This is a genomic window from Halomonas sp. I5-271120, from assembly GCF_030553075.1.
GTDB lineage: Bacteria > Pseudomonadota > Gammaproteobacteria > Pseudomonadales > Halomonadaceae > Onishia > Onishia taeanensis_A.
In genome coordinates this window covers 358,232-384,368 of sequence record NZ_CP130701.1, presented here as the reverse complement: position 1 = coordinate 384,368, position 26,137 = coordinate 358,232, and the positions used below count along the sequence as shown (strand labels likewise).

Here is a 26,137-nt window from a genome sequence, read left to right as displayed (position 1 = left end):
CGATTCACGTCCGGCAAATGGCCGGCGTGACCAACAATTATCGGTGAGGAATCATGGCGAGCTATTCTACCAACGAATTCAAGGGCGGTCTGAAGGTGATGCTCGATGGCGACCCCTGCGCGATCGTTGAGAACGACTTCGTCAAGCCGGGCAAGGGCCAGGCCTTCAACCGGGTCAAACTACGCAACCTGATGACCGGTCGTGTCTGGGAGCGCACCTTCAAGTCTGGCGATTCCCTTGAAGCCGCTGACGTCCTCGAGCTGGAAATGGAATACCTCTATTCCGACGGCGACATGTGGTACTTCATGAAGACCGATGGCTCCTTCGAGCAGTACGCGGTCGAGAAGCGCGCCCTGGCCGAGACCGAGAAGTGGCTCAAGGAGCAGGTGCCCTACACCGTGACGTTGTGGAACGACAACGCCATCACCGTCACCGCGCCGAATTTCATCGAGCTTGAAGTCACCGAGACCGACCCCGGCCTCAAGGGCGACACTGCGCAGGGCGGCTCCAAGCCGGCGACGCTGTCCTCCGGCGCCGTGGTGCGCGTGCCGCTGTTCATCAATGAGGGCGAGGTGCTCAAGATCGATACGCGCTCCGGCGACTACGTCTCCCGCGCCTGAGCCGGTCGCGAATCCACCCTGTTTATTCAGACCTGTTTATTTAGGACTGCTTATTCAGACTTATGGATTAAGCTCCATGAAGGCCACGCCGATACGGCGTGGCCTTCGTGTTTTCCGAGCAGAAGTTGAGTAGAAGTGGAGCTCAGCTTGAGTACCGTTTTAGGAGAGTTTTATGGCAACCGATTGGCGCCCCTCGGCCGAGATCGCGACCCTGCGCGAGCGTGCCCGGCTGCTTGGTAAGGTGCGAGCCTTCTTCGCGGCACGCGACGTGCTCGAGATCGACACGCCGGTGCTCGGTCATGGCGGCAGCACCGATGTGCATCTCGACTCCCTGTCCTGCGAGGCGACGACGCCCTCAGGCCGAGAGCGACTGTGGTTGCAGACTTCGCCGGAATTCCACATGAAACGCTTGTTGGCGGCCGGCAGCGGGCCCATCTTCCAGCTCGCCCGCAGCTTTCGCGACGGCGAGGTGGGCACGCGCCACAACCTCGAATTTACCATGCTCGAGTGGTATCGCCCGGGCTTCACACTTGCCGCTTTGATCGACGAGACCGATGCTCTGATTCGCGACGTGTTGCCCCATAATCCCGGCCCGCAGCGCCGGTACCGCTACCGCGATCTCTTCCGCGAGGGCCTCGCCATCGACCCCTTCACGGAAGACCTCGATGCACTGCGCAGTCTGGCCAGTACGCAAGGCGGGCTCGACATGGCCGATGCGCAGAGAGATGACTGCCTGGATCTGCTGATGAGCCTTGCCATCGAGCCGACCCTTGGCCGCGAAGGGCCGGACGTGGTGGTCGACTACCCGGCCAGCCAGGCCGCGCTGGCCAGGCGCCACCAGGACCCGGAGGACGGCGCCTGGGTGGCCTCGCGTTTCGAGGTCTATCTCGATGGGCTGGAACTCGCCAACGGATATGACGAGCTGACCGACGCCTGCGAACAACAGGCACGTTTCCTCGAGGACAATATCGCCCGCCGGGCGCTTGGCAAGCCAGAAGTGGATGTTGACGAGCGTCTGCTGGCGGCGCTTCGCTCAGGCATGCCCTCGGGCAGTGGAGTGGCTCTGGGTCTCGACCGGCTGCTTCAACTGGCGCTTGGCAAGGGTAGCGTCGCCGAGGTGATGGCCTTCGCCACCCCGCGAGCATGAAGGCCGATGTTACCGGTAACCAATGTAACGGGTAGGTCACCTGATTCAGAGAGGATATTTTGCCTAAAGGTTATTAAAGTGATCATGGCAGAGGGGTAAGGGGGGCAGTATAGGGAACCGGTTGGCTTACCCTGGACCGCAAGCGACGCCCGGGCAGCTCGGGATAATGGAAGTTCCTGGTAGCTCCTGATAGCATGCTAACTAATTCTACCTTATTTGAATGCGTCAACCCGGCGCGTACTCCCCACCGCATCTTATAGAGGACGACAGGATGACGACCTCGTCTGGCGATATGCCGCTTGCCTCGAGCGACGGCCCCGCATCGCGGCTCGCGCTAAGTCGCCGTAGCCTGCTCAAGCATTCCCTGGGCGTCGGCGCCATTCCCTTGATGCCCGGCCTGGCGCTGGCTCAGCAGGGGAATGAGGCGGATGCCCCCTTTGAACGTTTCATGCGCTTGTCGCGCCAACTGACCACGCGAGCTGGTCTCGATGAAGAGCAGGGCAAACGGCTCTTCGAGGTGCTGTCGCGTCACTGGGTCACACTCGATGACGATCTCGCTTACCTGGATGAGGCCTTTCAGGCAGACACGGTCAGCCTGACAACGGCGCATCGCAGCGTGGCCAATCGTTTGCTGTCGGCGTGGTACACGGGCGTGGTCGGCAAGATGCCGAAGGCCGAATTGGTCACCTACCAGCAGTCGCTGATGTTTGATGCCGTCTCCGATGTGTTGGTGATTCGCAGTTACTGCCCGAATCGGCCGGGTTATTGGGCCGAGGAGCCGCCGGCTGCCGATCCGACCGCCATATCGACCACCACCAAGCAGGGAGCCTGAGCATGGCTGAAACAGCATCCGCCGATGTCGTCGTGATCGGTTCTGGCGTGGCCGGAGCGCTGATTGCCCACCGCATGGCCGAGGCCGGCAAATCAGTGATCATGCTCGAGGCGGGGCCGCGCATGCCGCGCTGGCAGATCGTCGAGCGCTTTCGCAACCAGCCCAACAAGATGGACTTCATGGCGCCGTATCCGTCCAGTGATTATGCGCCGCATCCGATGGCGAGCCCCGATAACGGCTACCTGGTGCAGAAGGGCGAGCAGGCCTACGACGCTCAGTACATCCGCGCTGTCGGCGGTACGACCTGGCACTGGGCTGCGGCGGCCTGGCGCTTTTTACCAAGCGACCTGAAGCTCAAGAGCCTGTATGGCGTGGGCCGCGACTGGCCAATCGACTACGCCACCCTGGAACCCTATTACCAGCGCGCTGAGGAAGCGCTGGGTGTCTGGGGGCCCAACGATATTGATCTGGGCTCGCCGCGCAGCGCTCCTTACCCGATGGAACCGCTGCCGCTGTCCTACAACGATCAGCGGGTTTCCGAAGTGCTCAATGGCAATGGCTTTAACATGGTCACCGAGCCGGTGGCGCGCAACAGCCGACCCTACGACGGCAGGCCGACCTGCTGTGGCAACAACAACTGCATGCCCATCTGTCCGATCGGAGCCATGTACAACGGCATCTTCCACGTCGAAAAGGCCGAGCGTGCCGGGGCCCAGTTGATCGATCAGGCGGTGGTGCATCGTATCGAGGCGGGCGATAACGGCCGCATCACAGCGGTGCATTACAAGGACCCGCAGGGCGACGAGCACCGCGTAGAAGGGCGCGAGTTCGTGCTGGCCGCCAACGGCATCGAGATTCCCAAGCTGATGCTGATCTCGACCAGCGCGGCCTACCCGGATGGCATCGGCAATTCTTCCGGCATGGTCGGCCGCAACCTGATGGACCATCCGGGAACTGGGGTGCGTTTCTTCGCCAACGAGAAGCTGTGGGCCGGCCGGGGGCCCCAGGAAATGACCTCGATCGTCAGCTGGCGCGACGGCGATTTCCGCAGTGACTTCGCCGCCAAGAAACTGCATATGTCGAACATCTCGCGCACGACGCCGATGACCAACGAGATCCTCGCCGAGGATACCCTGCGTCTGGGGCCGGAACTGGACCAGGAGATTCGCGACCGGGCCTCGCGCTACGTGCAGTTCGACAGCTTTCATGAATTGCTGCCGCATCCCGAAAATCGCATTGTGCCGAGCAGCGAGAAGGATGCGTTGGGTATTCCCAAGCCGGAATTCCACTACGCCATCGATGATTACGTGAAGCGCAGCGCGGCGCATACCCGCGAGCAGTACGCCCGCATTGCCGAACTAATGGGTGGCACCGATGTGCAGTTTCGCGACGACTATTCGAACAACCAGCACATCTGCGGCACCGTGCTGATGGGTGACGACCCCACGGATTCGGTGGTCGACGGTGACTGCCGTTGCCACGATCACGAGAACCTGTCGATCGCCAGCAGCGGCACCATGCCGACGGTGGGCTCGGTGAACTGCACCCTGACCATCGCCGCGCTGGCTCTGCGCATCGCCGACCGTCTGCAAGGGGAGGTATGACATGACGCGCTTTGCTAAATGGAGCTCCGTCCTGCCAACCCTGGCACTGGCGGCAACGACGGCTTACGCCCAGCAGCCGGTCGATGACGCTCAGGTCGAAAAAGGCGCCTATCTTGCCAAGGCCGGTGACTGCACGGCCTGCCACACGGCCCCAGAGGGCGAGCCTTTCGCGGGTGGCCTGCCGATGTCGACCCCGGTCGGCACCATCTATTCGACCAACATCACGCCGGACAAAGAGACCGGCATCGGCCGCTATACGGTCGAAGACTTCGCCAACGCCCTGCGTAACGGCGAGGCAAGGGACGGGCATCAGCTGTATCCGGCCATGCCCTATCCGTCCTTTTCGACCCTCACCGATGAGGATGTCGAGGCGCTGTATGCCTATTTCCAGCATGGCGTCGAGCCGGTGGCGAAAGAGAATCGTGACAGCGACATCTCTTGGCCGCTGAACATGCGCTGGCCGCTGAACATCTGGGCCTGGGTGTTTGCTCCGGACGAGGTCGGCTTCACGCCGGATGCCTCGCAGAGCGATGAGTGGAACCGCGGGGCCTATCTGGTCGAGGGGCTGGGGCACTGCGGCACCTGCCATACCCCGCGCGGTATCGCCTTCCAGGAGAAAGGATATGAGGCCGGGGATGAGGACTATCTCGCCGGCGCTGAGCTGGATGGCTGGTATGCCTTCAACATCACCAGCGACGAGGACCACGGGGTGGGTGACTGGAGCGACGAGCAACTGGTCACCTATCTCGAGTCTGGCAGTGTGCCCGGTAAAGCCCAGGCGGCCGGGCCGATGGGGGAAGCGATCGAGCACAGCCTGCGGTTCCTGAAGCGCGACGATTTGCAGGCCATCGCGACCTACCTCAAGTCAGTGCCGGCGGTCAGCGAGGCGGGGCCGAGTCGCTTTACGCAGGGGCAGCCGGCCGATGACGTCGCCAGGCTGCGCGGTGTTGATCTTACCGAGGATGCCCCGCAGGACCAGGGGGCGCGGCTCTACCTGGGGGCCTGCGCAAGCTGTCACGGGGCGTCTGGGCAGGGGTCCCAGGATGGGCATTATCCGCCGCTGATCAACAACAGCGTCATGGGTAGTACGCATCTGGGCAACCTGACCCAGGTGGTCCTGCACGGCATCCAGCGCGAGACCAACGACGGTGAATTGCTGATGCCGGCGCTGGATCAGGACATCAGCAATGATGAGGCGGCAAGCCTGATGGCGTACCTGGTAGAGCAGTTCGGTTATCCGGATGCCGAGGCGCCGTCGGCTGAGCGGATCGCTGAGTTGCGTGAGGCAGAGCACTAGGCGCCTGGCCCTCGCCACGACGATAGCGGCTGATACGACAACGCCCCCGCCGGTTCGGCCATACCGAATCTGCGGGGGCGTTTTTGATGGTTCATCACCGTTTGCCGGGGCGCTGCCGGCGGTCTACTCGGGACGCGCCTTCAGGATGTCTGAGGCGCGTGATGGGGAATCTCGCCGAGGCGTTCGCCCATGCGCACGCTGGCATCGAGCTCGGCGGCATCAAAGCTGGCCTCGTGGCCAAAGCACATCACGACCGTCGAGCCTAGCTTGAAGCGTCCCATCTCGGCGCCTTTTTCCAGGGTGATCGGTTCATCGAAGCGAATGCTCTGCACCTGGTCACTCAGCGGAGTAATCTGGCCGGCCCATACCGTCTCGATGGCGGCGACGATCATGGCACCCACCAGCACCATGGCCAGCGGCCCCTCTTCGGTATCGAAGATGCACACCAGCCGTTCGTTGCGGGCGAACAGTCCCGGCACATGATCGGCGGTGGCCTGATTGACCGAGAAAATACGCCCCGGCACATAGACCATCTCCTTGAGGGTGCCGGTCAGCGGCATGTGCACGCGATGGTAGTCGCTGGGCGACAGGTAGACGGTGGCGAAGCTGCCCTGACGGAAGGGTGCGGCCCGGTGCGTGTCGCCGCCCAGCAGGCTGGTCAGCGAGTAGGCCTGACTCTTGGCCTGGATCTGGGTGCCATGATGGGTGCGTCCGAACTGTGACAGGGTGCCGTCGGCGGGCGAGACCAGTCCTTCGGCGACGGGGCGTGCTCCCTTGCGCAGTGCGCGGGTGAAGAAGTCGTTGAAGCAAGCGTAGGCGGTCGGGTCCGGCTCGGCCGCCTCGTCCATGTCGACCTTGAAGCGCTTGATGAAGGCGCGGATCAGGGCATTCTTCAGCCAGCTCAGGCGAGTCTCGGCAAACCAGCCCACCGTCCGAGAGATCAGGTGGTGGGGCAGGGGATACTGGATCAGGGCAAACAGCTTGTCGCGTGTCACGTAGGGTGTCCGTTGGTGTTCGATGAGGCGTCGATCATGGCTCGACCGGTGCTCGAAGTGTGTCGATCAGTGCTCGATCGGCGTGTCGTCGCGGTTTCCCCAGTCCTTCCAGGACCCGGGGTAGGCGCGCATCTTGGTGAAGCCCAGCGCCTTGCCGGCAAGCCAGGTCAGGCCGCTGCGGTGGTGGCTCTGGCAGTGGGTGGCAATTTCCATGTCAGGGGTCAGGCCCAGGGCGTCGAGCTCGGTGACGAGTTCGGCATAGTCGCGGATGCGAAGGGCGTTGTCGCGATCCATGACGTCGAGCCAGTCCAGATTGACCGCGCCAGGAATATGGCCCAGATGCTTGTTCTGGCCCTTCTCGCCGTCATATTCGGCGCGCGAACGGGCATCCCAGACGGCGAAGTTTTTGTCGCTCAGGCGCTCCTGAATCGTCTCGGCGTCGATGCTCACCTCGGGGTGCAGTATCTCGGCCTCGTAGTGGCTGAGCACAGGCTCGTGAGGCTGGATCTCGGTGGCGAGCTCTTGCTGGCGCCAGGCGTGGATGCCGCCGTTGAGATAGGAGTAGCGGTTGTGGCCGATCAGCTCCAGGGTCCACAGCAGGCGCCCGGCCCAGCCGCCGCCCTCGTCGTCATAGGCCACCACATGGGTGTCGCGATCCAGCCCCAGCGAGGAGAACAGCGCCGAGAGCTGCTCGACGCTTGGCGTGTCGTTGGGCACGTCACCGCTGCCGAGCAGCAGATGTTTGTAATCGAGGAAGACCGCGCCGGGCACGTGGCCTTCCAGGTAGCTGTCAGCCTTCGCCGGGACATCGATGATCAATAAATCCGGGTGGCCAAGCCGCGCCTCGAGTTGCTCGGGTTCGACGATCAACGGCAGCAGGTTGTCTTCGGAACTCATGGGTCACGCCTCGTGGTGAATTAGGGAATGCCAGGATCATGTCACAGCCGCCGGGCCGGTTTCTAATGCTCGGTAGCCGGTTATTCGGGAGCCTAGCGTGTTGATTCAGTGGCCAGGGGTGTTGAGGCTTTCGAGGATGCGCCGGTAGCTGTCGAAGCGAGCCGCCTCGATATCGCCGCGCTCCACGGCGGCCAGCAGGGCACAGCCGGGCTCCTGGCGATGGCGACAGTCACGAAAGCGGCAGTGGCCGAGATGGTCGCGAAACTCGATAAAGCCCTGAGTGACTTCGTCTTCGGTCAGGTGGCCCAGGCCGAACTCGCGAATGCCCGGCGAGTCGATCAGCTCACCGCCGTCATCCGCGACAGGCGAGGGCAGCCGGTAAAGGCGGGCGGTGGTGGTCGTGTGGGTGCCCTTGCGGGAATCCTCGGAGAGCGCGCCGATGCGCAGCGCTTCATCGGGTAACAGGCGGTCGATAAGCGAGGACTTACCCACCCCGCTCTGGCCGACGAACACTGAGGTTCGCTCGGTCAGGCGGGCGTGCAGGGCATCCAGGCCGTCCGGGCGCTGGGTAGTCGCCTCGACTACCGGATAGCCCAGCGCTTCATAGCGGTCAAGCAGTGCCTTGAGCTCACCGCCATCGTCGGGCAGCAGGTCGATCTTGTTGAGCACCAGCACAGGCGCAATGCCGGTGGCCTCGGCGGCCACCAGGTAGCGATCGATCAGGTTGGCATGCGGAGCCGGCTCGACGGCGAAGACGATCAGGATCTGGTCGATATTGGCCGCCACCGGCTTGAGCTGACCACGGGCATCGGGGCGTTCGAGTACGTTGTCGCGCTCACCCCGCGCCACCACGACGCCGCTGCCTTCTTCCCCCAGGCGCCATACCACCCGGTCGCCGGTGACCAGGCTCTCGAGGTTGGCGCGCAGGTGGCAGCGGTAGTGGGTGCCATCTTCGCTTGCGGCGACGGCCAGGCTGCGGCCGAAGTGTGCGATCACCCGACCCTCGCGTTCGGGGCCGTACTCGCCGGCGCCGAGGGCGGCGTCGTCATCGACGTCGTGGCGGCTCGCACGCTTGGTGCGCTCGGCCTGGATCTTCTCGATGCGCCAGCGCTGCTGGCGGGTTAACTTGCGTTTGCTCATGCGGGCCCAAGGGTCTGTACAATGGCCTTCATTGTAACCACCCAGGAGACACCCCACCATGGCCGATGAGCAAGGCGCGCCGCGTAATGACCGTTTGATCTGGATCGATCTGGAAATGACCGGTCTGGACCCTAATCGCGAGCGCATCATCGAGATCGCCACCCTGATCACCGACAGCGAGCTGAACCTGATCGCGGAAGGCCCGGCGCTGGCTGTTCATCAGTCTGACGCCCTGTTGAATGGCATGGATGATTGGAACCAGAAGACCCATGGCGATTCGGGGTTGATCGAGCGCGTCAGGAAAAGCTCCATCGACACCGCCGCCGCCGAGCGCCAGACCCTCGAATTCCTGGCCGCTCACGTGGTGCCGGGCACTTCGCCGATGTGTGGCAACAGCGTGCACCAGGACCGGCGCTTCCTGGAGCGCGAGATGCCCGAGCTGCTGGCCTTCTTCCACTATCGCAACATCGATCCCTCGACCCTCAAGGAACTGGCCAAGCGCTGGAACCCGGGCGCTCTTGCGGGGTTCGAGAAGAAGGGCACTCACCAGGCACTGGATGACATTCGCGAATCCGTCGCCGAGCTTGCCCACTATCGCCGGACCTTCCTGCAGCCGCCGAACCTGGTGCGGGACGAGGAAGAGTAACCGGCAGGCAAAAAAGGTTTGGTAAGAGGTCGCAGGCAAGCAGAAACTCAGCGTCGCCGATAGGGCGGCGCCAGCGAGGCGCCTGTGACTAGAGAATCCGCTGGGCGCGTTTGTCACGCTGGCGTTCAAGCGCCCAGCGCACATGCTCGCGCACCAGATCTGAGGGGTAGGCCAGCCGCGCCTTGAGCGCGGCCTCCACGGTCTCGCTCCAGGGCGCGTTGCCAAGCCCCACTGCCAGGTTGCGCAGCCAGCGCTCGTAGCCGATGCGCCGAATCGCACTGCCCGCGGTCTTGTCCAGGAACTCTTCTTCACTCCAGGCGAACAGCCGAGTCAGTGCGATGCGGTCTAGGTCATGGCGGGGCGCGAAGTCCTCTTCCTGACTGGCCCGGGTGAAGCGGGTGAAGGGGCAGACCAGCTGGCAGTCGTCGCAGCCGTAGACTCGATTGCCCATCGCCTCCCGGTATTGCTCGGGAATGGCACCGTGCAGCTCAATGGTCAGGTAGGAAATGCAGCGCCTGGAGTCGACGACCTTGTCGTCGACGATGGCCCCGGTGGGGCAGGCGGTGCGGCAGGATGAGCACTTGCCGCAGTGCTCGGTCTCGAAGGGCGCATCAACCGGCAGCGGCAGGTCGGTGTAGAGCTCACCGAGGAAAAACAGCGAGCCCGCCTGTGGGTTGAGCAGCATGGCGTTCTTGCCGAACCAGCCGAGCCCGGCCTTCTGTGCCAGGGCCCGCTCCATCACCGGTGCCGAATCGACGAAGGCTCGGTAACCGAAGGCTCCCACCTCGGCCTCGATGCGCTTGGCAAGGGTGGCCAGGCGCTTTCTGATCAGCTTGTGATAGTCACGGCCCAGTGCGTAGCGCGAGACATAGGCGATGTCTGGCTTGCCCAGCACCTTGGTGGTCTCGACCTCCGGGGGCAGGTAGTCCATGCGTGCGCTGATTACGCGCAGCGTTCCGGGCACTAGCTCTTCCGGGCGGGTGCGCTTGGTGCCGTGCTTCTCCATGAAGCCCATCTCGCCATGATATCCCGCCGCCAGCCAGCGCTCGAGATAGCGCTCGTGGCTGGAGAGGTCCGTGTCGGTGATGCCGAGTTCCTGAAAGCCCAGTTCGCGCCCCCAGACCTTGATCTTGGCAGCGAGTGCGGCCAGGTCGGCATCGGATAGCGCTTTTGCGCCAGATGACGCTTGTTGGGCTGATGGCGCTTGTTGGGAGGCAGTGGTCGACATGTGGCGTGGGTCACGGCTAGACGAGTGGCTGAATCGGGGCTAATCGGGAGCTGAGCCGGCGGAAAAGCGTGGCGACTAAGGTTGGCTTGAGTAGCTGCTTAAGTTCCGATGGGGCGACAGGCGCCCACACCCTACACTAGTCTCTGGAAGTCGTCATTGAGGAGCCAAGCATGCAGAACGAGGCAGGACGCCCGCTCTATCGAGCCGCTCAGGTAAGGGAGCTGGACAAGCGCACTATCGCCGCGGGCATAAAGGGGTTTGCGCTGATGCAGCGTGCCGCCATGGCGGCCTATCGTGGGCTGCGCCAGCGCTGGCCGGCGGTCAGGCATTTGAGCGTGCTGTGCGGCGCCGGCAACAACGCCGGTGACGGCTATGTGATCGCCGCCCTGGCGGCCCTCGATGGCCTCGAGGTGCAACTCTATAGTCTTCGCGATCCTGGGTCGCTCGAGGGTGATGCCGGCCGGGCGGTGGAGATGGCCCGCCAGGCGGGCGTCGGCATCAGCCCCTGGCAGCCCCAGGCCGCGCTCGACGGCGAGCTGATCGTCGATGCGCTGCTGGGCACAGGGCTTGCCGGCGAGGTGCGTGAGCCCTTTGCTTCGGCAATCGACGCGATCAATGCTAGCGCGCGACCGGTTTTATCGGTGGATATTCCCTCAGGGCTCTCGGCGGACACGGGGGCGGCGATGGGCTCGGCGGTGCGGGCTCATCTGACTATCACCTTTATCGCCGATAAGCTCGGTTTACAGACCGGTGCCGGTCCGGCCTGCTGCGGCGAGGTGCAGTTCGAGTCGCTGGGCGTCGCGTCACTTGATCATGACGATATCGAACCGGCGGCCTGGCGGCTGGGTGCTGAGACAGCCCTGCCGCCTCGTGCCCAGGATAGCCACAAGGGTGACTTCGGCCATGTGCTGGTGATCGGCGGCGCGCCGGGTTTTGGCGGGGCCGCGCTGCTTGCGAGTCAAACCGCGGCACGATTGGGTGCCGGCAAGGTGAGCCTGGCTACTGCCCCTGAACACGTCACGGCGAGCCTTGTGCGCTGTCCGGAGGTGATGGTGCATGGCGTACACAGCGCCAACGATCTGGGCAGGCTGTTGAGCGCTGCGACGGTGTTGGTCGTGGGTCCTGGGCTGGGGGTTGGTGCCTGGGGTCAGGCCATGCTGCGGGTGGCGCTGGACGCTGGCAAGCCGCTGGTGGTGGATGCCGACGCCCTGACCCTGCTGGTCAGCCTCTGGCCTTCGCTCAGGCGAGAGGACTGGCTGCTGACACCGCATCCCGGCGAGGCGGCGAGGCTGCTTGCCAGCAGCGGGGCAGAGATTCAGGCCGACCGTCCGGCGGCGGCAAGGGCCTTGGTCGATCGCTATGGTGGTGCGGTGGTGCTCAAGGGCTCCGGCAGCTTGATCGCCGATGGCAAGGGCCTGGCGGTGTGCCCCTTTGGCAACCCTGGCATGGCCAGTGGCGGCATGGGGGATGCCCTATCCGGCATGCTGGGGGCCTTGATCGCCCAGGGGCTCACCCTGTCGGCGGCCGCTCGGCTTGGCGTAGTGCTGCACGCGCGAGCGGCGGATCAGGCCGCGGCGGCCGGCGGGGAGCGTGGTTTGCTGGCCGGTGATCTGGCATCCTATGCGCGACGATTGATCAATGGCAGGACAAACGATGCGCGTGATACTTCCGGATGAACAGACTCAGGTCGCCTTCGGCGAGGCTCTTGGGCTAGCCCTCAAGGGCCGCGGGCAGGTCCATCTGGAAGGTGAACTGGGTGCCGGCAAGACCACCTTGACTCGCGGTGTGCTGCGCGCGTATGGGCACAAGGGTGCGGTCAAGAGCCCGACCTACACGCTGGTCGAACCTTATGAGCTCGGCGACGTCCATATTCAACACTTTGACCTTTATCGGCTGGGCGATCCCGAGGAGCTCGAGTTCACGGGGGCCCGGGACCTCTTGGGCGATGACCAGTTGAGCCTGATCGAGTGGCCGAGCCGGGGTGCCGGCTGGCTGCCGGTGCCGGATCTGCGTGTCTGTCTCGAGGTGTTGCCCTCCGGGCGCAGTGCCTTGCTCGATGCCGACAGCGAGTGGGGGCGGGTGGTGCTTGCGCGGCTCGCCGACTGGCCCCCCAATAAGGATGTTTCGACGACACCATGAATGTGATTGCTACCCTTTCAGGCGTCGGGCGGCGCTACCTCAAGCGTTTGGCCAGCACCGCGCTGCTGCTGGCAGTAACCTGGTGCGCCCTGACGGGGCCTGCCTTGGCCGCTGACGTCGACAACATGCGTCTGTGGGCGGCACCCGACCATGCCAGACTGGTGTTCGACCTGTCCTCGCCGGTCGATGCGGACGTTTTTACCCTAGAAAACCCTGACCGGCTGGTGATCGATCTCGCGGACAGCAAACTGCAGGCCGATAGTGCGACCCTGAACCTCGACGGTAGTGCCATCACCGCGGTGCGCACGGGCGTTCGAGCCGGCAACGATCTGCGGGTGGTGCTGGACCTCGAGCGCCGCGTCGAGCCACGCCACTTTTCCCTGAGTCCCAATGATCAGTATGGCCACCGTCTGGTGGTGGATCTCGAATACCCGGGCGAAAGCGCCGTCAAAGACCCGATCGAGGACATGATCCGCGCTCAGGAGCAGAACGCCCAGCCGGCCCAGGCGACCAGCCAGGCCAGTGCAGCGCCGCATCCCAAGCGCGACATCATCATCGCGGTGGATGCCGGCCACGGTGGGGAAGACCCGGGGGCCATTGGCAGCCGCGGTACACGCGAGAAAGATGTGGTGCTGGATATCGCCCGCTCCCTGAAGCGCATCATCGATGCCGCGCCGGGCTTTCGTGCGGTGATGATCCGTGACAGCGACTACTATGTCGGGCTCAGAGAGCGGACCCGCATCGCCCGCGAACAGAAGGCCGACTTCTTCGTCTCGATCCATGCCGATGCCTTCTCGAGTGCGAGGCCCAAGGGCAGCTCGGTATTTGCGCTGTCCCAGCGCGGCGCCACCTCGGAGACCGCCAAATGGCTCGCCAACAGCGAGAACCGCGCCGACTTGATCGGCGGGGTCGACGGCAACTTATCGTTGCGCGACAAGGATGAAGTGCTGCGTGGCGTGCTGCTGGACCTGACCATGACGGCGACCCTCAATGACTCCCTGGCCATCGGCGGGCAGGTGCTCGATCGCCTCAAGCAGGTCAATCCGCTGCACAAGCCTCGGGTCGAACAGGCGGGCTTCGTGGTGTTGAAGTCGCCGGATATTCCCTCGCTGCTGGTCGAGACCGGTTTTATCTCGAACCCTCAGGAAGAGCGCCGCCTGAGTGACCCATCCCACCAGCGCAAGCTGGCCCAGGCCGTCTTCTCCGGCATCGAGGCGCACTTCACCCGCAATCCGCCACCGGGCAGCCTGCTGGCTTGGCAGCGCGATCAGGGACGGGGGCAGGCCAGCAATGAGTACCGCATCCAGCCCGGCGACACCCTCTCCGAAATCGCCGCCCGCCATCAGGTGCCGGTTGCCATGCTCAAGCAGGCCAACCAGATCAACGGTGACGATATCCGAGTGGGCCAGGTGCTGCGTATACCGCGTTCCTGAGGCTCAAGGTGGCCCTTTCCAGATGCTGTAGTTATGTACTGTAGTTACGTACTGTAGTTACGTACTGTCGATATATACTGTAGAGATGCTATGACAGACAGGCATGCCATCCAGGTGCTCGATCCGCGCTTGGCCAACCAGATTTCCGCCGGTGAGGTGGTCGAGCGTCCGGCCTCGGTGATCAAGGAACTCGTCGAGAACGCCATCGATGCCGGCAGCCGGCGCATCGAGCTGGAGCTCGAGGCGGGCGGTGCGCGGCTGATCAAGGTGCGCGACGATGGCTCCGGCATCAGCGAGGATGACCTGCCGCTGGCCTTGGCACGCCATGCGACCAGCAAGATCACCTCGCTCGATGACCTCGAAGGGGTGGCGAGCCTGGGGTTTCGCGGCGAGGCGCTGGCGTCGATCAGCGCGGTGTCACGGCTGGAGCTGACCTCAAACGTTACCGACGACCCGCGAGAGGGCTGGCGGGTGGTGGCCGAGGGGCGGCGCATGGAGCCCCGGGTCACGCCGGCACCGCATCCTCGCGGTACCTCGGTCATCGTGCGCGACCTGTTTTTCAATACCCCGGCGCGACGCAAGTTCCTGCGTACTGAAAAGACCGAGTTCGGTCATGTCGAAGAAGGGTTTCGGCGCCTGGCGCTGTCGCGTTTCGACATCGGCTGGACCCTGCGGCACAACCAGAAGACCCTGCACCAGCTTCGCCCCGGTGATGACGGTGCATCCCGAGAGCGTCGCATCGGCGCGCTGCTCGGCAACAAGTTCCTGGAAAACGCCCTGCATCTGGATATCGAGGCCAGTGGCCTGCGACTGTGGGGCTGGGTAGGGCTACCAACGCATTCTCGCGCCCAGGCCGATCAGCAGTATTTCTTCGTCAATGGCCGGGTGGTCCGCGATCGACTGGTGGCCCACGCGGTTCGTCAGGCCTATCGGGACGTGCTTTTCCACGGCCGTCACCCGGTGTTCGTGCTCTATCTGGAGCTCGACCCTTCGGTGGTCGATGTCAACGTGCATCCCACCAAGCATGAGGTGCGCTTCCGTGATGGCCGCCTGGTGCATGACTTCCTGTTCTCGAGCCTGCATCGGGCGCTTGGCGAGGTGCGCCCCAACAGCGATGCTCCCGGTGCAGATGAAGTGGCGGGTGAGTCAGGCGCTGTGTCTGCGGTCGATGGTGAGGGAGGTGCCCAGGGCGTGTCTCAGTCTGGCTCAGTTGACGGTGGGGCAAGCGAGTCGGGCGATGCCGGTCGCTGGCAGCAGCAGCCGATGGCGCTGCGCCCGTCAAGCGACGAGCGCCACCCCGGCGCCAATAAGGTTCGCGAATTCATGGCCGGCTACCACGCTCTGCACCCGGATCATGAAGAGAGCCTGCTGACCCCACAGACCATGCCGCCCGGAGGCGTGGCCGCCGGCACGGCACTCGCCGAGCGGGAAGAGGTCAGAGCTGCCCGAGAGCCCGCACCACCGATGCCCGAAGACGATGCCACACAAGCGCCGCCCATGGGCTATGCCGTTGCCCAGCTGCACGGTGTCTATATTCTCGCTCAGACCGAGCGGGGCATGGTGGTCGTGGATATGCATGCGGCCCATGAGCGAATCACCTATGAGCGCATGAAGACTCAGGTGCACGGCGATGCCCTCGAGGCGCAGCCGCTGCTGGTGCCGGTGTCGCTGGCGGCGAGCCCTGCCGAGGTGGCCACCGCCGAATCAGAGCGCGAGGCCTTCACTCGCCTGGGGGTCGAGCTCGACGTGGCGGGCCCCGAGACGCTGCTGGTGCGTCAGGTGCCGACCCTGCTCGCCGATGCCGATGTCGAGCCGCTGATTCGTGACATGCTCGGCGACCTCGAACGCTACGGCCGTTCGGATCGTCTCGAGGCCCATATCAACGAGCTGCTCTCGACCATGGCCTGCCATGGCAGCGTGCGTGCCAACCGGCGGCTGTCGATCGCCGAAATGAACGCCCTGCTGCGTGACATGGAGCGTACCGAGCGCAGCGGTCAGTGCAATCATGGTCGCCCGACCTGGTTCGAGATGTCGATGCACGAGCTCGACAAGCGTTTCCTGCGGGGGCAATGATGAACGCCATGACAACGACCGGCGAGGCGGACAACCGCCCGCTGGCGATCCTGCTGATGGGCCCTACCGCCGCCGGCAAGACCGATCTAGCCATGGCACTGCACGAGCGCCTGGGCTGCGAGCTGATCAGCGTCGACTCGGCGATGGTCTACCGCGGTATGGATATTGGCACCGCCAAACCAAGCGCCGAGGAGCTCGCCCGGGCGCCGCACCGGCTGATCGATATCCGCGACCCGGCCGATCCCTATTCGGCGGAGGATTTTCGTCAGGATGCCTTGCGCGAGATGGCAGCCATCAGCGAGACCGGCGGCATTCCGCTGCTGGTCGGCGGCACCATGATGTATTACAAGCACCTCACCGAGGGGGTGGCCAACCTGCCGAGCAGCGATCCCGAGGTGCGCGCCGGCATCGAGGCACTGGCTGCCGAGGGCGGGCTTTCCGCTGTGCATGAGGCGCTAGCCGAGGTCGATCCGGCATCGGCGCAGCGCATCCATGTCAACGATCCCCAGCGGCTGATGCGGGCGCTGGAAGTGCAGCGCATCAGCGGCCGAGCGATGACAGAGCTATGGCGAGAGCAGCGCCGTGAAACCTTTCCCTACCGTACGTTGTCAATCGCCGTGTCACCCAGCGAGCGTGCCGTGCTTCACTGGCGTATCGCCCAGCGCTTCGATGCCATGCTGGCGGGCGATTTCCTCGAAGAAGTCGCCGCCCTGCGTGAGCGTGTCGATCTGCATCCGGGGCTGCCTTCGATGAAGAGCGTCGGTTATCGACAGGCATGGGAGCATCTGGACGGTCACTACGGCCGGGAGGAGTTTCGCGAGCGAGGGGTGATTGCCACCCGTCAGCTGGCCAAGCGCCAGTTGACCTGGCTGCGCCGCTGGCCCGACCTGCATTGGGTCGACAGCCAGGGCGCAGACCCGCTCGAAGAGGTTCTGAATCTCGTGCGCCACTGCGAGACATAGCGTAAGATAGATGGTTGGATTGGTTCGCACTTTTCGAGCCGCACACTATCCGTGCCGAGGAACGGCAAGCACCGTGCCAAAGCCGATAAAAATGACATCAGCTAAGAGACAGATTAGGGAGAGCAAAATGTCCAAGGGGCAATCCCTCCAAGACCCGTACCTGAATATTCTGCGCAAGGAGCGCATTCCGGTATCGATCTTCTTGGTCAACGGTATCAAGTTGCAGGGACAGATCGAGTCCTTCGATCAGTTCGTGATCCTGCTGCGCAATACTGTCAGCCAGATGGTGTACAAGCACGCAATCTCGACGGTCGTGCCGTCGCGCAACGTGCGCCTGCCTGCCCAGGATACTGCGGTGGCCCAGGAAAGCTGATCACGAGGTATTGATTGTTTTTTGAACGTCCCGACGCCGGAGAGACGGCGATCCTCGTCCATGTCGACTTCCAGGACGAGAAGGAGCGCGAAGACCCGGGGGAATTCCTCGAGCTTGTGCGCTCCGCTGGTGCCGAGCCGGCTACCCTGATGCAGGGCAGCCGGAGCCGGCCCGATTCCCGCACATTCATCGGTAGTGGCAAGCTCGAGGAGCTCAAGGAGCTGCGCGAGATTCACCACGCCGAATTGGTGATCTTCAACCACGCCCTGAGTCCTTCCCAGCAGCGCAACGTCGAGCAGGCGTTGAAGTGCCGGGTGCTCGACCGTACCGGGTTGATCCTCGATATCTTCGCCCAGCGTGCGCGGACCCATGAAGGCAAGCTGCAGGTCGAACTGGCCCAGCTCGAGTACATGTCCACGCGCCTGGTGCGCGGCTGGACCCACCTCGAGCGCCAGAAGGGCGGTATCGGTCTGCGCGGGCCGGGTGAAACCCAGCTCGAGACCGACCGTCGTCTGCTGCGCGGGCGTATCAAGTCGATTCATAAACGGCTCGACAAGGTGCGCTCCCAGCGTGAGCAGAATCGTCGTGCGCGCGCCAAGGCGGAGATCCCCAGCGTTTCGCTGGTGGGCTACACCAACGCCGGCAAGTCCACGCTGTTCAACAGCGTGACCGAGGCCAGCGTGTTCGCCGCCGACCAGCTCTTCGCGACGCTTGATCCGACCCTGCGCCGGCTCGAGATCGACGATGTAGGACCGGTGGTGCTGGCCGATACCGTGGGCTTCATCCGCCACCTGCCGCACAAGTTGGTCGAAGCCTTTCGTGCCACCCTGCAGGAGGCCGCCGAGGCCAGCCTGCTGGTGCATGTGATCGATGCCGCCGACCCGGATCGTGAGCTCAACGTGGCCCAGGTCGAAGGCGTGCTAGAGGAAATCGGTGCCGATGAGGTGCCGTGCCTGAGGGTGATGAACAAGATCGACCTGTTCGACAGTGCGCCACGCATCGAACGTGACGGCGAGGGTCGCCCCATGTCGGTATGGGTGTCGGCCCAGCAGGGCCTGGGGCTCGATCTTTTGCAGCAGGCGCTTTCCGAGTGCCTCGCCGAGGACGTGCTGGACACCTCTCTGGCGCTGTCGCCCGAGCAGGGCAAGCTGCGTGCCGGCCTGCATGAGCTGGGTGCCGTTCGCGAGGAGCATTTCGATGAGCAGGGTCGCTCGCTGCTCGATATCCGCCTGCCCAGGCGTGAGTTCATGCAGCTGATGGCGCGCCTCGGCGAGAAGGCCGAGACCTACCTGCCTCCCGAAGAGCAGGAAAAACCGGTCTGGGAGCCTTGAGGGTTTTCTGATACCCGTCATTGAGGGCAAGATGGCAGCTTAACGCTGCCGGCGGGATGGCCGGGGCACCGAACAGGACATGACGATCGCATCGCATGTCGGGTCGAGGCGCGAGAGCCTCGACCCTCGACGCAGTCAACGCAGAGTGGAGAATACGTATGGCTTGGAATGAGCCTGGTGGAGGCAAGCAGCATGACCCCTGGAGTGGGGGCGGCCGACGCGGCGGTAATGGCGGCGGCAATAATGGGGGCGGAGGCAACAATCAGGGGCCTCCCGACCTCGATGAAGCCCTGAAGAAATTCCAGGACAAGATCAACAGCCTCCTGGGCGGCCGCGGCAAGCGCAGCGGTGGCGGTGGCAACTCGGGAGGCGGTCGTCGCAACACCTTCGCTCTGCCGGGTCTGTTGATCGTGATCGCGTTGGCCGTGTGGGCAGCCTCCGGGTTCTACCTGGTCGACCAGTCAGAGCGTGGCGTGGTGCTGCGCTTCGGTAAGTTCCAGGAAATCGTCACGCCGGGCCTGCACTGGAATCCGCCGCTGGTGGATGACGTGCGCATGGTCAACGTGACTCGTGTGCGTTCGCTGACGCAGACGCAGTCGATGCTGACGCAGGACGAGAATATCGTTTCCGTCGAGATATCGGCTCAGTACCAGGTCTCCAATCCGCGTGACTTCGTGCTCAATGTCCGCAATCCCGAAGTCAGCCTCGAGAATGCTCTGGACTCCGCCCTGCGTCATGTGGTCGGCGGTACCGAGATGATCGATATCCTGACCTCCGGACGTGAGATCCTCGGCAGTGCGGTAAGCAGCCGTTTGCAGTCCTACCTGGACAGCTATGGCACGGGGCTGCTCTTGCAGACCATCAACATCGAATCGACTGCGCCGCCGGATGCCGTGCAGGACGCCTTCGATGACGTGATTCGTGCTCGTGAGGATCGCCAGCGCACCATCAACGAAGCCATGGCGTATGCCAACGCGATCATTCCCGCGGCTCAGGGTCAGGCACAGCGTCTGCTCGAACAGGGCCAGGGCTATCGCGAATCGGTAGTAGCCGAGGCTCAGGGTAAGGCCAACCGCTTCAACTCGCTGCTGACCCAGTACAAGGGTGCACCGGGCGTGATGCGTGAGCGTCTCTACCTCGACACCATGAGCGACGTCTTGGGCCGTACCGACAAGGTGCTGGTCGATGCCGATTCGAGCCCGATGATGTACCTGCCGCTGGATCAGCTGCGTTCAGGCAGCAAGTCGGGGCAGAACGGCCAGAACAACCAGGATGCCAATGCTCAGAATGTCGACCCTCAGCTGCTGGAGCGCCTGCGTGGCCAGGGCCAGCAGTCCAATCGCAGTTCAAGTTCCAGCAATAGCACCAGCGGTATCCAGAGGGAGGGCCGGTAATGATCAATAATCGCTCCCTGCTGATCGTCGGCGGCCTCGCAGCCGTCGCCTGGTTGGCCAGCAACAGCCTGTACATCGTCGATGAAACCCAGCGCGCGGTGAAGCTGCGCTTCGGTGAGGTCATCGAGGAGAACATTCAGCCTGGCCTTCACGTGAAGATTCCGATTACCCAGACGGTACGGACCTTCGATACCCGTGTGCTGACGCTGGATACCGACGCCAGCCGCTACCTGACACTCGAGCAGAAAGCGGTCATCGTCGACTCCTACGTCAAGTGGCAGGTGGTCAACCCGACCCGCTACTACGAGGCTACCGCCGGGGACGAGATGATGGCCGTACGCCTGATTCAGCCCCGCGTCGACGAGAGCCTGCGTAACGAGTTCGGTCGCCTGAACCTGCAGCAGATCATCTCCGAGCGTCGTGATGACCTGATGACCGCGCCGACCAAGGAACTCGACAACCTGATGCGTGACGAGCTGGGTGTGGCGATTCGCGATATTCGCGTCAAGCGTATCGATCTGCCCGAGGATGTGTCCTCCGCGGTCTACTCGCGGATGCGCTCCGAGCGTGAGCGTCAGGCACGGGAATGGCGCGCGCAGGGCCAGGAAGAGGCCGAGCGTATTCGCGCCAATGCCGATCGTCGCCGCCAGGTGCTGCTGGCGCAGGCTCAGTCGCGCTCCGAGACCCTTCGTGGCGAGGGTGATGCCGAGGCCGCCGCGATCTACTCGGATGCCTACCAGCAGGATGAGGAGTTCTACTCCTTCTGGCGCAGCCTCGATGCCTACCGCGAGAGCTTCAGCAGTGGTGGCAACATGATGGTGCTCGACCCGTCGAGCGACTTCTTCCGCTACCTCAAGAGCCCGTCACCTCAAGGCGGGGAATGATGCTGGTGGCGTGAATCTGCGCCAGCGTGATTCTGCACGAACAGTGCAGTGAGCGGGGCGATCAGCGCCCCGCTCAGGGTTCATCACACAGTCAAACGTGATAGAATCCCTCAACCGGGCGTTGCCCGGTTTTTTTGTGGGCGTTCCCACGGGTCATGCGACTCCGTTTGCTTGGGCCATGCGACCCGAGGGGCGCGGAAGTCGTGGCCTTCTAAAGGCTTCGTGATCCCGGCCGACGCCCGGATAGGCCATTCAACCTTGGCAGGACAGAACATGACCATCGCTGACCGCTGGTTGCTCCCCGACGGCATGGATGAAGTGTTGCCGCCCCAGGCGGCGCGCATGGAAGAGCTTCGTCGGGCGTTGCTCGACCTCTACCATCGCTGGGGGTATGACCAGGTGATGCCGCCCCCCCTCGAGTTTCTCGACTCGTTGCTGACCGGCACCGGCACCGACCTCGACCTGCAGACCTTCAAGCTGACCGACCAGCTCACCGGGCGCATGATGGGCGCCAGTGCCGACGTCACACCTCAGGTGGCGCGCATGGATGCCCACTCATTGAAGCGCCAAGGACCCGTGCGGCTTTGCTACTGCACCAACGTGCTGCGGGCCAAGTCTGACCAGCACCAGGGAAGCCGAAGCCCGGTGCAGGTTGGCGTCGAGCTGTTCGGCCACGCCGGTCTCGAGGCGGACCTGGAAATCCTTCGCCTGGCGCTGGGTAGCGTCAAGGCGGCCGGTGCCGGCGAAGTCCACCTGGCGCTGGGCCATATCGGCCTCTATCGCAGCCTGGTGCAGGCTGCCGAGCTGGAGCATGCCGAGGAGCGCGCGATCTTCGCGGCCCTGGAGCTCAAGTCACCGGGCGAGCTGGCCTCCTGCGTCGAGTCAAGCGTCAAGGATCCGGCGCTTGCCGAGATGTTCCTCGCGCTGGTCGAGCTGCACGGCGGTCGCGAAGTGCTCGACGAGGCGCGAAGCGCTTTCGCCGAGGCGCCGGCGCCTGTCGCTGCTGCCCTGGACCAGCTGTCGGCGCTGTGCGAAGGCGTAGCGGCGGCCGACCCGCAGCTCGATATCTACATCGATCTTGCCGAGCTGCGCGGCTATGAATATCACACCGGCATGATGTTCGCCGCCTATGTGCCGGGCTATGGCCAGGCGCTAGCCAAGGGCGGACGCTATGACGATACTGGGCGGGCCTTCGGGCGTGCTCGCCCGGCCACCGGTTTCTCGATGGACCTCAAACTACTGGCGACCCTGGACGAACAGCAGCCCCCCTGCGACGGTATCTGGGCCCCGGCCGACGATGCCCCGGGCCTGGCCCAGGCCGTGCAAGGCCTGCGTGAGGCCGGCGAGCGCGTGGTGCAGGCCCTGCCAGGCCAGCGCACCGGGCCCGCCGAGCACCGCTGCGATCGCCAGCTGGTGCACATGGGCGATGACTGGCAGGTGTCTCACCTGGCCTGAGGCCGGCGATGAGGCTTCGATTGACGGATTCTTTGATCAAGAGACGAGAGCAATGGGCAAGAACGTAGTCGTACTGGGCACCCAGTGGGGTGACGAAGGCAAGGGCAAGGTCGTCGACCTGCTGACCGAATCGGCCGCTGCGGTGGTGCGTTTCCAAGGCGGGCACAATGCCGGTCATACGCTGGTCATCGACGGTGAAAAAACCGTCCTGCACCTGATTCCGTCCGGTATTCTGCGGGACGACAAGACCTGCGTGATCGGCAACGGCGTGGTGCTGTCGCCGGAGGCGCTGATCAAGGAAATCCGCGAGCTGGAAGCCAAGGGCGTTCCGGTGCGTGAGCGCCTGCGCCTGTCGCCGGCCTGCCCGCTGATCCTGTCCTATCACGTGCGGCTGGACCAGGCGCGCGAGAAGGCGCGCGGCGTGGCCAAGATCGGCACCACTGGTCGCGGGATCGGCCCGGCCTATGAAGATAAGGTCGCTCGTCGCGGCCTGCGCCTTGGGGATCTGCAGCACCGTGAGCGCTTCGCCTCCAAGCTCGGCGAGGTGCTGGACTATCACAATTTCGTGCTGACCAAGTATCACGGTGAAGAGCCGGTCGATTTCCAGCAGGTGCTCGACGAGGCCATGCAGATGGGTGAGGACCTGCGCCCGATGGTCTGCGACACCGTGGGTCTGGTCCACGACTTCCGCAAGGCCGGCGAGAACATTCTCTTCGAGGGGGCTCAGGGCTCGCTGCTGGATATCGACCACGGTACCTATCCGTTCGTGACCAGTTCCAACACCACGGCTGGTGGCACTGCTACCGGCTCCGGCGTTGGCCCGCTGTATCTCGATTATGTGCTGGGCATCACCAAGGCTTACACCACGCGTGTCGGCTCCGGTCCATTCCCCACCGAGCTCTTCGATGATCACGGTCGCCACCTGGCCGAGAAAGGCCACGAGTTCGGCGCGACCACCGGTCGCGCGCGTCGCTGTGGCTGGTTCGATGCCGTGGCCCTGCGCCATGCGGTGCAGATCAATTCGGTCTCTGGCCTGTGTCTGACCAAGCTCGATGTGCTCGACGGTCTGGAGAACATCCGTGTCTGCATCGGCTATCGCAGCAAGGATGGCGACGTGCTGGATACGCCGGTGGACTCCGAAGGGTATGAGGCCATCGAGCCGCTCTACCACGACCTGCCGGGCTGGAGCGAGTCGACCCTGGGCGTCAAGCGCGTCGAGGATCTGCCGGACAATGCCCGTGGCTATATCCGCTTCCTGGAAGAGCAGGTGGGTACGCCCATCGACATCATCTCTACCGGGCCGGATCGCAACGAGACCATTGTCCTGCGTAATCCGTTCGACGCCTGATCGGGCGCGCCCCGCCGGGCGCTGACCGACTGATGACACCCCCGCCGGGCTTCCTGGCGGGGGTGTTTGCGTTTCGGGCGTGCATACCGGATTTGCGTATCAGGTCGGTCAATCGGGCCGGGTTATTCCCCATTCCGGTTTAGGGAGGAGCGGGCCTGTCTCAAATGATAATAATTGTCATTATTGATGCCATCGGTGCCGATCGTGCGTCGATCCGTCGACAAGCCTGCCGGGACCGGGAGGGAGGCTTCACATCGTGCTTATACAGGACTAAAATGGTCCTCAATCCGAGGCTACCTCGCCAGGCAGACCGCCACCGCGCTTTTGCGCTCAAGGAGTGCCGCCATGCTGAAACTGTCCCGTTTGACCGATTACGCCGCCGTTGTCATGGCGCAGATCGCTCGTCATCCGGAGCAGCCGCATGCCGCCGCTGAATTGGCTGAGGCGGTCCAGCTGCCGCACCCTACGGTGAGCAAGACGCTGAAGATGCTGGTTCGTGCAGGGCTGTTGCTGTCTCAGCGCGGCGCGCAGGGCGGCTATCGCCTGGCGCGGCCCGCTTCCCAGATCAGCGCCATCGATATCATCACTGCCATCGAAGGCCCGGTGGCGATGACCGAGTGCAGTCAGGACGACGGCGACTGCGAGCTGGCCGCCACCTGCGGGGTATCCGACAACTGGCAGCGGGTGTCACTTGCCGTGCGCGCCCTGCTCGACAGCGTGACCCTGGCGCATCTGGCCGAAACCACGCCGATCAAGTTGCCGGTCAGGCTTCCCATTCAATCCGTGACCCTGGCCAGCGAGGCCGGTCGCTAACGTAAAACGCCCGGATTCCTCGATTCCAATTGCCCGGGAGGAGACAGACCATGGCAAGTGAAGAAATGGAGCAGCTTGTCCGTCGCGAATATACCCAAGGGTTCGTGACAGACATCGAAAGCGACACGATGCCGCCTGGCCTCGATGAGAACACCATCGCCTTCATCTCGAAGAAGAAGGGCGAGCCCGAGTGGATGCTCGAGTGGCGTCTCAAGGCCTACCATCAGTGGTTGAAGATGACGTCACCCTCCTGGGCGCATCTGGATTATCCTCCCATCGACTACCAGGCGATCTCCTACTACAGCGCGCCTAAGAAGGACGAAGATCGTCCGCAGAGCCTCGACGAGGTCGATCCCAAGCTGCTCGAAACCTACGAGAAGCTGGGCATTCCGCTGCACGAGCGGGCCGCACTGGCGGGCGTCGCCGTGGACGCGGTCTTCGACTCGGTGTCCGTGACCACCACCTTCAAGGACAAGCTGGCCGAGGCCGGGGTGATCTTCTGCTCGATCTCGGAGGCCATCCGCGATTACCCGGAGCTGATCAAGCAGTACCTGGGCAGCGTGGTGCCAGCTGCAGACAACTACTTCGCGGCGCTCAACTCCGCGGTCTTCACCGACGGTTCCTTCGTCTTCGTGCCGGAAGGCGTGACCTGCCCGATGGAGCTTTCCACCTATTTCCGTATCAACGCCGCCAACACCGGGCAGTTCGAGCGCACCCTGATCATCTGCGAGAAGCAGGCCCAGGTCTCCTATCTCGAGGGCTGCACCGCGCCTCAGCGTGATGAAAACCAGCTGCACGCAGCGGTGGTCGAACTGGTGGCGCTGGAAGATGCCTACATCAAGTACTCCACGGTGCAGAACTGGTACCCGGGCGATGAAGATGGCAAGGGCGGTATCTACAACTTCGTGACCAAGCGCGGTGATTGCCGCGGCGACCGCTCGCGTATCAGTTGGACCCAGGTCGAGACCGGCTCGGCGATCACCTGGAAGTACCCGTCCTGCGTGCTGCGCGGCCGCGACAGCATCGGCGAGTTCTATTCGGTGGCGGTGACCAACGGCCGTCAGCAGGCCGATACCGGCACCAAGATGATTCACATCGGCGAGGGTACCCGCTCCAGCATCATCTCCAAGGGCATTTCCGCCGGGCGCAGCAACCAGTCCTATCGTGGCCTGGTCAAGATCGGCCCACGGGCCAAGGGCGCGCGCAACTTCACCCAGTGTGATTCGCTGCTGATCGGTGATCAGTGTGGCGCTCACACCTTCCCCTATCAGGAAATTGGCAACAGCACCGCCACCGTCGAGCACGAGGCGACCACCTCGAAGATCGGCGAGGACCAGCTGTTCTACTGCCAGAGCCGAGGTATCTCCGAGGAAGATGCGGTCAGCATGATCGTCAACGGCTTCTGCAAGGACGTCTTCCAGGAGCTGCCGATGGAGTTCGCCGTCGAAGCTGAAGCGCTGCTCAACGTGACATTGGAAGGTGCCGTCGGCTAAGCGCCGCACGCCCTGTGATACGTCATCCGTCAT

The 26,137-nt window shown here is 63.8% G+C and carries 23 protein-coding genes; 19 read left to right on the top strand and 4 right to left on the bottom strand.

Translation table 11 applies throughout. The features are described 5' to 3' along the window. Positions 1-53: 53 nt before the first annotated feature. The 5 genes from efp (at position 54) to Q2K57_RS01710 (ending at position 5,500) form a co-directional block, all read left to right on the top strand. A complete protein-coding gene (efp, locus tag Q2K57_RS01730; protein WP_112054650.1) occupies positions 54-620 on the top strand; it encodes an elongation factor P in 567 nt (188 codons plus the stop codon). 172 nt (positions 621-792) lie between these two features. Beyond that, positions 793-1,767, top strand: a complete 975-nt coding sequence (gene epmA, locus Q2K57_RS01725) for an EF-P lysine aminoacylase EpmA (protein ID WP_112054649.1) — start codon at positions 793-795, stop codon at positions 1,765-1,767. Positions 1,768-2,038: 271 nt separating this feature from the next. Then, on the top strand, positions 2,039-2,599 hold the full coding sequence (locus tag Q2K57_RS01720) for a sugar dehydrogenase complex small subunit (RefSeq protein WP_181463053.1): 561 nt from the start codon (positions 2,039-2,041) through the stop codon (positions 2,597-2,599). A gap of 2 nt (positions 2,600-2,601) precedes the next feature. After that, entirely contained in the window at positions 2,602-4,203 is a 1,602-nt protein-coding gene (locus Q2K57_RS01715) for a GMC family oxidoreductase (RefSeq protein WP_112054647.1), read from the top strand. Between the two features lies 1 nt (position 4,204). After that, complete coding sequence (locus Q2K57_RS01710) at positions 4,205-5,500, top strand: cytochrome c (protein WP_112054646.1); 1,296 nt, start codon at positions 4,205-4,207, stop codon at positions 5,498-5,500. 140 nt (positions 5,501-5,640) lie between these two features. Here Q2K57_RS01710 and asd read toward each other — a convergent pair whose 3' ends face one another. From asd to rsgA, 3 genes are all read right to left on the bottom strand, one after another. Next, positions 5,641-6,495, bottom strand: coding sequence for an archaetidylserine decarboxylase (asd, locus tag Q2K57_RS01705; RefSeq protein WP_112054644.1), 855 nt, complete (start codon positions 6,493-6,495; stop codon positions 5,641-5,643). A gap of 66 nt (positions 6,496-6,561) precedes the next feature. Continuing rightward, on the bottom strand, positions 6,562-7,392 hold the full coding sequence (locus Q2K57_RS01700) for a sulfurtransferase (protein WP_112054642.1): 831 nt from the start codon (positions 7,390-7,392) through the stop codon (positions 6,562-6,564). A 105-nt stretch (positions 7,393-7,497) separates the two neighbouring features. After that, a complete protein-coding gene (gene rsgA / locus Q2K57_RS01695) occupies positions 7,498-8,532 on the bottom strand; it encodes a small ribosomal subunit biogenesis GTPase RsgA (protein ID WP_112054640.1) in 1,035 nt (344 codons plus the stop codon). Between the two features lie 58 nt (positions 8,533-8,590). On the opposite strand from rsgA, the gene orn reads away from it, so the two are divergent. Beyond that, positions 8,591-9,178, top strand: a complete 588-nt coding sequence (orn, locus tag Q2K57_RS01690) for an oligoribonuclease (protein WP_112054638.1) — start codon at positions 8,591-8,593, stop codon at positions 9,176-9,178. A gap of 88 nt (positions 9,179-9,266) precedes the next feature. Here the strand turns inward: orn and queG are convergent, their stop codons facing one another. Beyond that, positions 9,267-10,406 (bottom strand): tRNA epoxyqueuosine(34) reductase QueG, encoded by a 1,140-nt coding sequence (gene queG, locus Q2K57_RS01685; protein ID WP_112054636.1) that lies wholly within the window; start codon positions 10,404-10,406, stop codon positions 9,267-9,269. Between the two features lie 170 nt (positions 10,407-10,576). On the opposite strand from queG, the gene Q2K57_RS01680 reads away from it, so the two are divergent. The 13 genes from Q2K57_RS01680 (at position 10,577) to sufB (ending at position 26,104) form a co-directional block, all read left to right on the top strand. Continuing rightward, the gene (locus Q2K57_RS01680) at positions 10,577-12,082 is read left to right on the top strand and encodes an NAD(P)H-hydrate dehydratase (protein WP_112054634.1); all 1,506 of its coding nucleotides are present in this window, start codon (positions 10,577-10,579) and stop codon (positions 12,080-12,082) included. Continuing rightward, positions 12,060-12,545: a tRNA (adenosine(37)-N6)-threonylcarbamoyltransferase complex ATPase subunit type 1 TsaE gene (tsaE, locus tag Q2K57_RS01675; RefSeq protein WP_112054632.1), complete on the top strand. Its 486-nt coding sequence runs from the start codon at positions 12,060-12,062 to the stop codon at positions 12,543-12,545. Before Q2K57_RS01680 ends, tsaE begins: the two co-directional genes overlap by 23 nt. After that, positions 12,542-13,978, top strand: a complete 1,437-nt coding sequence (locus Q2K57_RS01670; RefSeq protein ID WP_112054630.1) for an N-acetylmuramoyl-L-alanine amidase — start codon at positions 12,542-12,544, stop codon at positions 13,976-13,978. The genes tsaE and Q2K57_RS01670 overlap by 4 nt, the downstream gene beginning before the upstream one ends. A gap of 90 nt (positions 13,979-14,068) precedes the next feature. Continuing rightward, complete coding sequence (gene mutL, locus Q2K57_RS01665; protein ID WP_112054628.1) at positions 14,069-16,051, top strand: DNA mismatch repair endonuclease MutL; 1,983 nt, start codon at positions 14,069-14,071, stop codon at positions 16,049-16,051. Positions 16,052-16,059: 8 nt separating this feature from the next. Next, positions 16,060-17,013, top strand: coding sequence for a tRNA (adenosine(37)-N6)-dimethylallyltransferase MiaA (gene miaA, locus Q2K57_RS01660; protein ID WP_304525968.1), 954 nt, complete (start codon positions 16,060-16,062; stop codon positions 17,011-17,013). Positions 17,014-17,140: 127 nt separating this feature from the next. Further along, positions 17,141-17,386, top strand: a complete 246-nt coding sequence (hfq, locus tag Q2K57_RS01655) for an RNA chaperone Hfq (protein ID WP_092522408.1) — start codon at positions 17,141-17,143, stop codon at positions 17,384-17,386. Between the two features lie 14 nt (positions 17,387-17,400). Continuing rightward, positions 17,401-18,717: a ribosome rescue GTPase HflX gene (hflX, locus tag Q2K57_RS01650; RefSeq protein ID WP_112054626.1), complete on the top strand. Its 1,317-nt coding sequence runs from the start codon at positions 17,401-17,403 to the stop codon at positions 18,715-18,717. Between the two features lie 158 nt (positions 18,718-18,875). Further along, positions 18,876-20,111, top strand: a complete 1,236-nt coding sequence (gene hflK, locus Q2K57_RS01645) for an FtsH protease activity modulator HflK (protein WP_112054624.1) — start codon at positions 18,876-18,878, stop codon at positions 20,109-20,111. Continuing rightward, positions 20,111-20,995 carry a protease modulator HflC gene (hflC, locus tag Q2K57_RS01640; protein WP_112054622.1) on the top strand — a complete coding sequence of 295 codons (885 nt, stop codon included), beginning with the start codon at positions 20,111-20,113 and terminating at the stop codon, positions 20,993-20,995. Before hflK ends, hflC begins: the two co-directional genes overlap by 1 nt. Positions 20,996-21,268: 273 nt before the next feature. Beyond that, a complete protein-coding gene (locus Q2K57_RS01635) occupies positions 21,269-22,450 on the top strand; it encodes an ATP phosphoribosyltransferase regulatory subunit (protein ID WP_112054620.1) in 1,182 nt (393 codons plus the stop codon). A gap of 52 nt (positions 22,451-22,502) precedes the next feature. After that, the gene (locus tag Q2K57_RS01630) at positions 22,503-23,798 is read left to right on the top strand and encodes an adenylosuccinate synthase (RefSeq protein WP_112054618.1); all 1,296 of its coding nucleotides are present in this window, start codon (positions 22,503-22,505) and stop codon (positions 23,796-23,798) included. 345 nt (positions 23,799-24,143) lie between these two features. Further along, complete coding sequence (locus Q2K57_RS01625) at positions 24,144-24,611, top strand: SUF system Fe-S cluster assembly regulator (protein WP_112054616.1); 468 nt, start codon at positions 24,144-24,146, stop codon at positions 24,609-24,611. 50 nt (positions 24,612-24,661) lie between these two features. Continuing rightward, positions 24,662-26,104, top strand: a complete 1,443-nt coding sequence (gene sufB / locus Q2K57_RS01620) for a Fe-S cluster assembly protein SufB (protein ID WP_112054614.1) — start codon at positions 24,662-24,664, stop codon at positions 26,102-26,104. Positions 26,105-26,137: the final 33 nt, after the last annotated feature.

Excerpts from the sequence above, each read along its gene's own strand:
- Q2K57_RS01635 (WP_112054620.1), top strand. The coding sequence starts at position 21,269 with ATGACCATCGCTGACCGCTGGTTGCTCCCCGACGGCATGGATGAAGTG.
- Q2K57_RS01700 (WP_112054642.1), bottom strand. The coding sequence starts at position 7,392 with ATGAGTTCCGAAGACAACCTGCTGCCGTTGATCGTCGAACCCGAGCAA.
- orn (WP_112054638.1), top strand. The coding sequence starts at position 8,591 with ATGGCCGATGAGCAAGGCGCGCCGCGTAATGACCGTTTGATCTGGATC.
- Q2K57_RS01680 (WP_112054634.1), top strand. The coding sequence starts at position 10,577 with ATGCAGAACGAGGCAGGACGCCCGCTCTATCGAGCCGCTCAGGTAAGG.
- Q2K57_RS01625 (WP_112054616.1), top strand. The coding sequence starts at position 24,144 with ATGCTGAAACTGTCCCGTTTGACCGATTACGCCGCCGTTGTCATGGCG.
- Q2K57_RS01715 (WP_112054647.1), top strand. The coding sequence starts at position 2,602 with ATGGCTGAAACAGCATCCGCCGATGTCGTCGTGATCGGTTCTGGCGTG.
- epmA (WP_112054649.1), top strand. The coding sequence starts at position 793 with ATGGCAACCGATTGGCGCCCCTCGGCCGAGATCGCGACCCTGCGCGAG.
- efp (WP_112054650.1), top strand. The coding sequence starts at position 54 with ATGGCGAGCTATTCTACCAACGAATTCAAGGGCGGTCTGAAGGTGATG.
- tsaE (WP_112054632.1), top strand. The coding sequence starts at position 12,060 with ATGCGCGTGATACTTCCGGATGAACAGACTCAGGTCGCCTTCGGCGAG.
- Q2K57_RS01670 (WP_112054630.1), top strand. The coding sequence starts at position 12,542 with ATGAATGTGATTGCTACCCTTTCAGGCGTCGGGCGGCGCTACCTCAAG.
- mutL (WP_112054628.1), top strand. The coding sequence starts at position 14,069 with ATGACAGACAGGCATGCCATCCAGGTGCTCGATCCGCGCTTGGCCAAC.
- Q2K57_RS01720 (WP_181463053.1), top strand. The coding sequence starts at position 2,039 with ATGACGACCTCGTCTGGCGATATGCCGCTTGCCTCGAGCGACGGCCCC.
- queG (WP_112054636.1), bottom strand. The coding sequence starts at position 10,406 with ATGTCGACCACTGCCTCCCAACAAGCGCCATCAGCCCAACAAGCGTCA.
- hflC (WP_112054622.1), top strand. The coding sequence starts at position 20,111 with ATGATCAATAATCGCTCCCTGCTGATCGTCGGCGGCCTCGCAGCCGTC.
- rsgA (WP_112054640.1), bottom strand. The coding sequence starts at position 8,532 with ATGAGCAAACGCAAGTTAACCCGCCAGCAGCGCTGGCGCATCGAGAAG.
- sufB (WP_112054614.1), top strand. The coding sequence starts at position 24,662 with ATGGCAAGTGAAGAAATGGAGCAGCTTGTCCGTCGCGAATATACCCAA.
- miaA (WP_304525968.1), top strand. The coding sequence starts at position 16,060 with ATGACAACGACCGGCGAGGCGGACAACCGCCCGCTGGCGATCCTGCTG.
- hfq (WP_092522408.1), top strand. The coding sequence starts at position 17,141 with ATGTCCAAGGGGCAATCCCTCCAAGACCCGTACCTGAATATTCTGCGC.
- Q2K57_RS01630 (WP_112054618.1), top strand. The coding sequence starts at position 22,503 with ATGGGCAAGAACGTAGTCGTACTGGGCACCCAGTGGGGTGACGAAGGC.
- Q2K57_RS01710 (WP_112054646.1), top strand. The coding sequence starts at position 4,205 with ATGACGCGCTTTGCTAAATGGAGCTCCGTCCTGCCAACCCTGGCACTG.
- hflK (WP_112054624.1), top strand. The coding sequence starts at position 18,876 with ATGGCTTGGAATGAGCCTGGTGGAGGCAAGCAGCATGACCCCTGGAGT.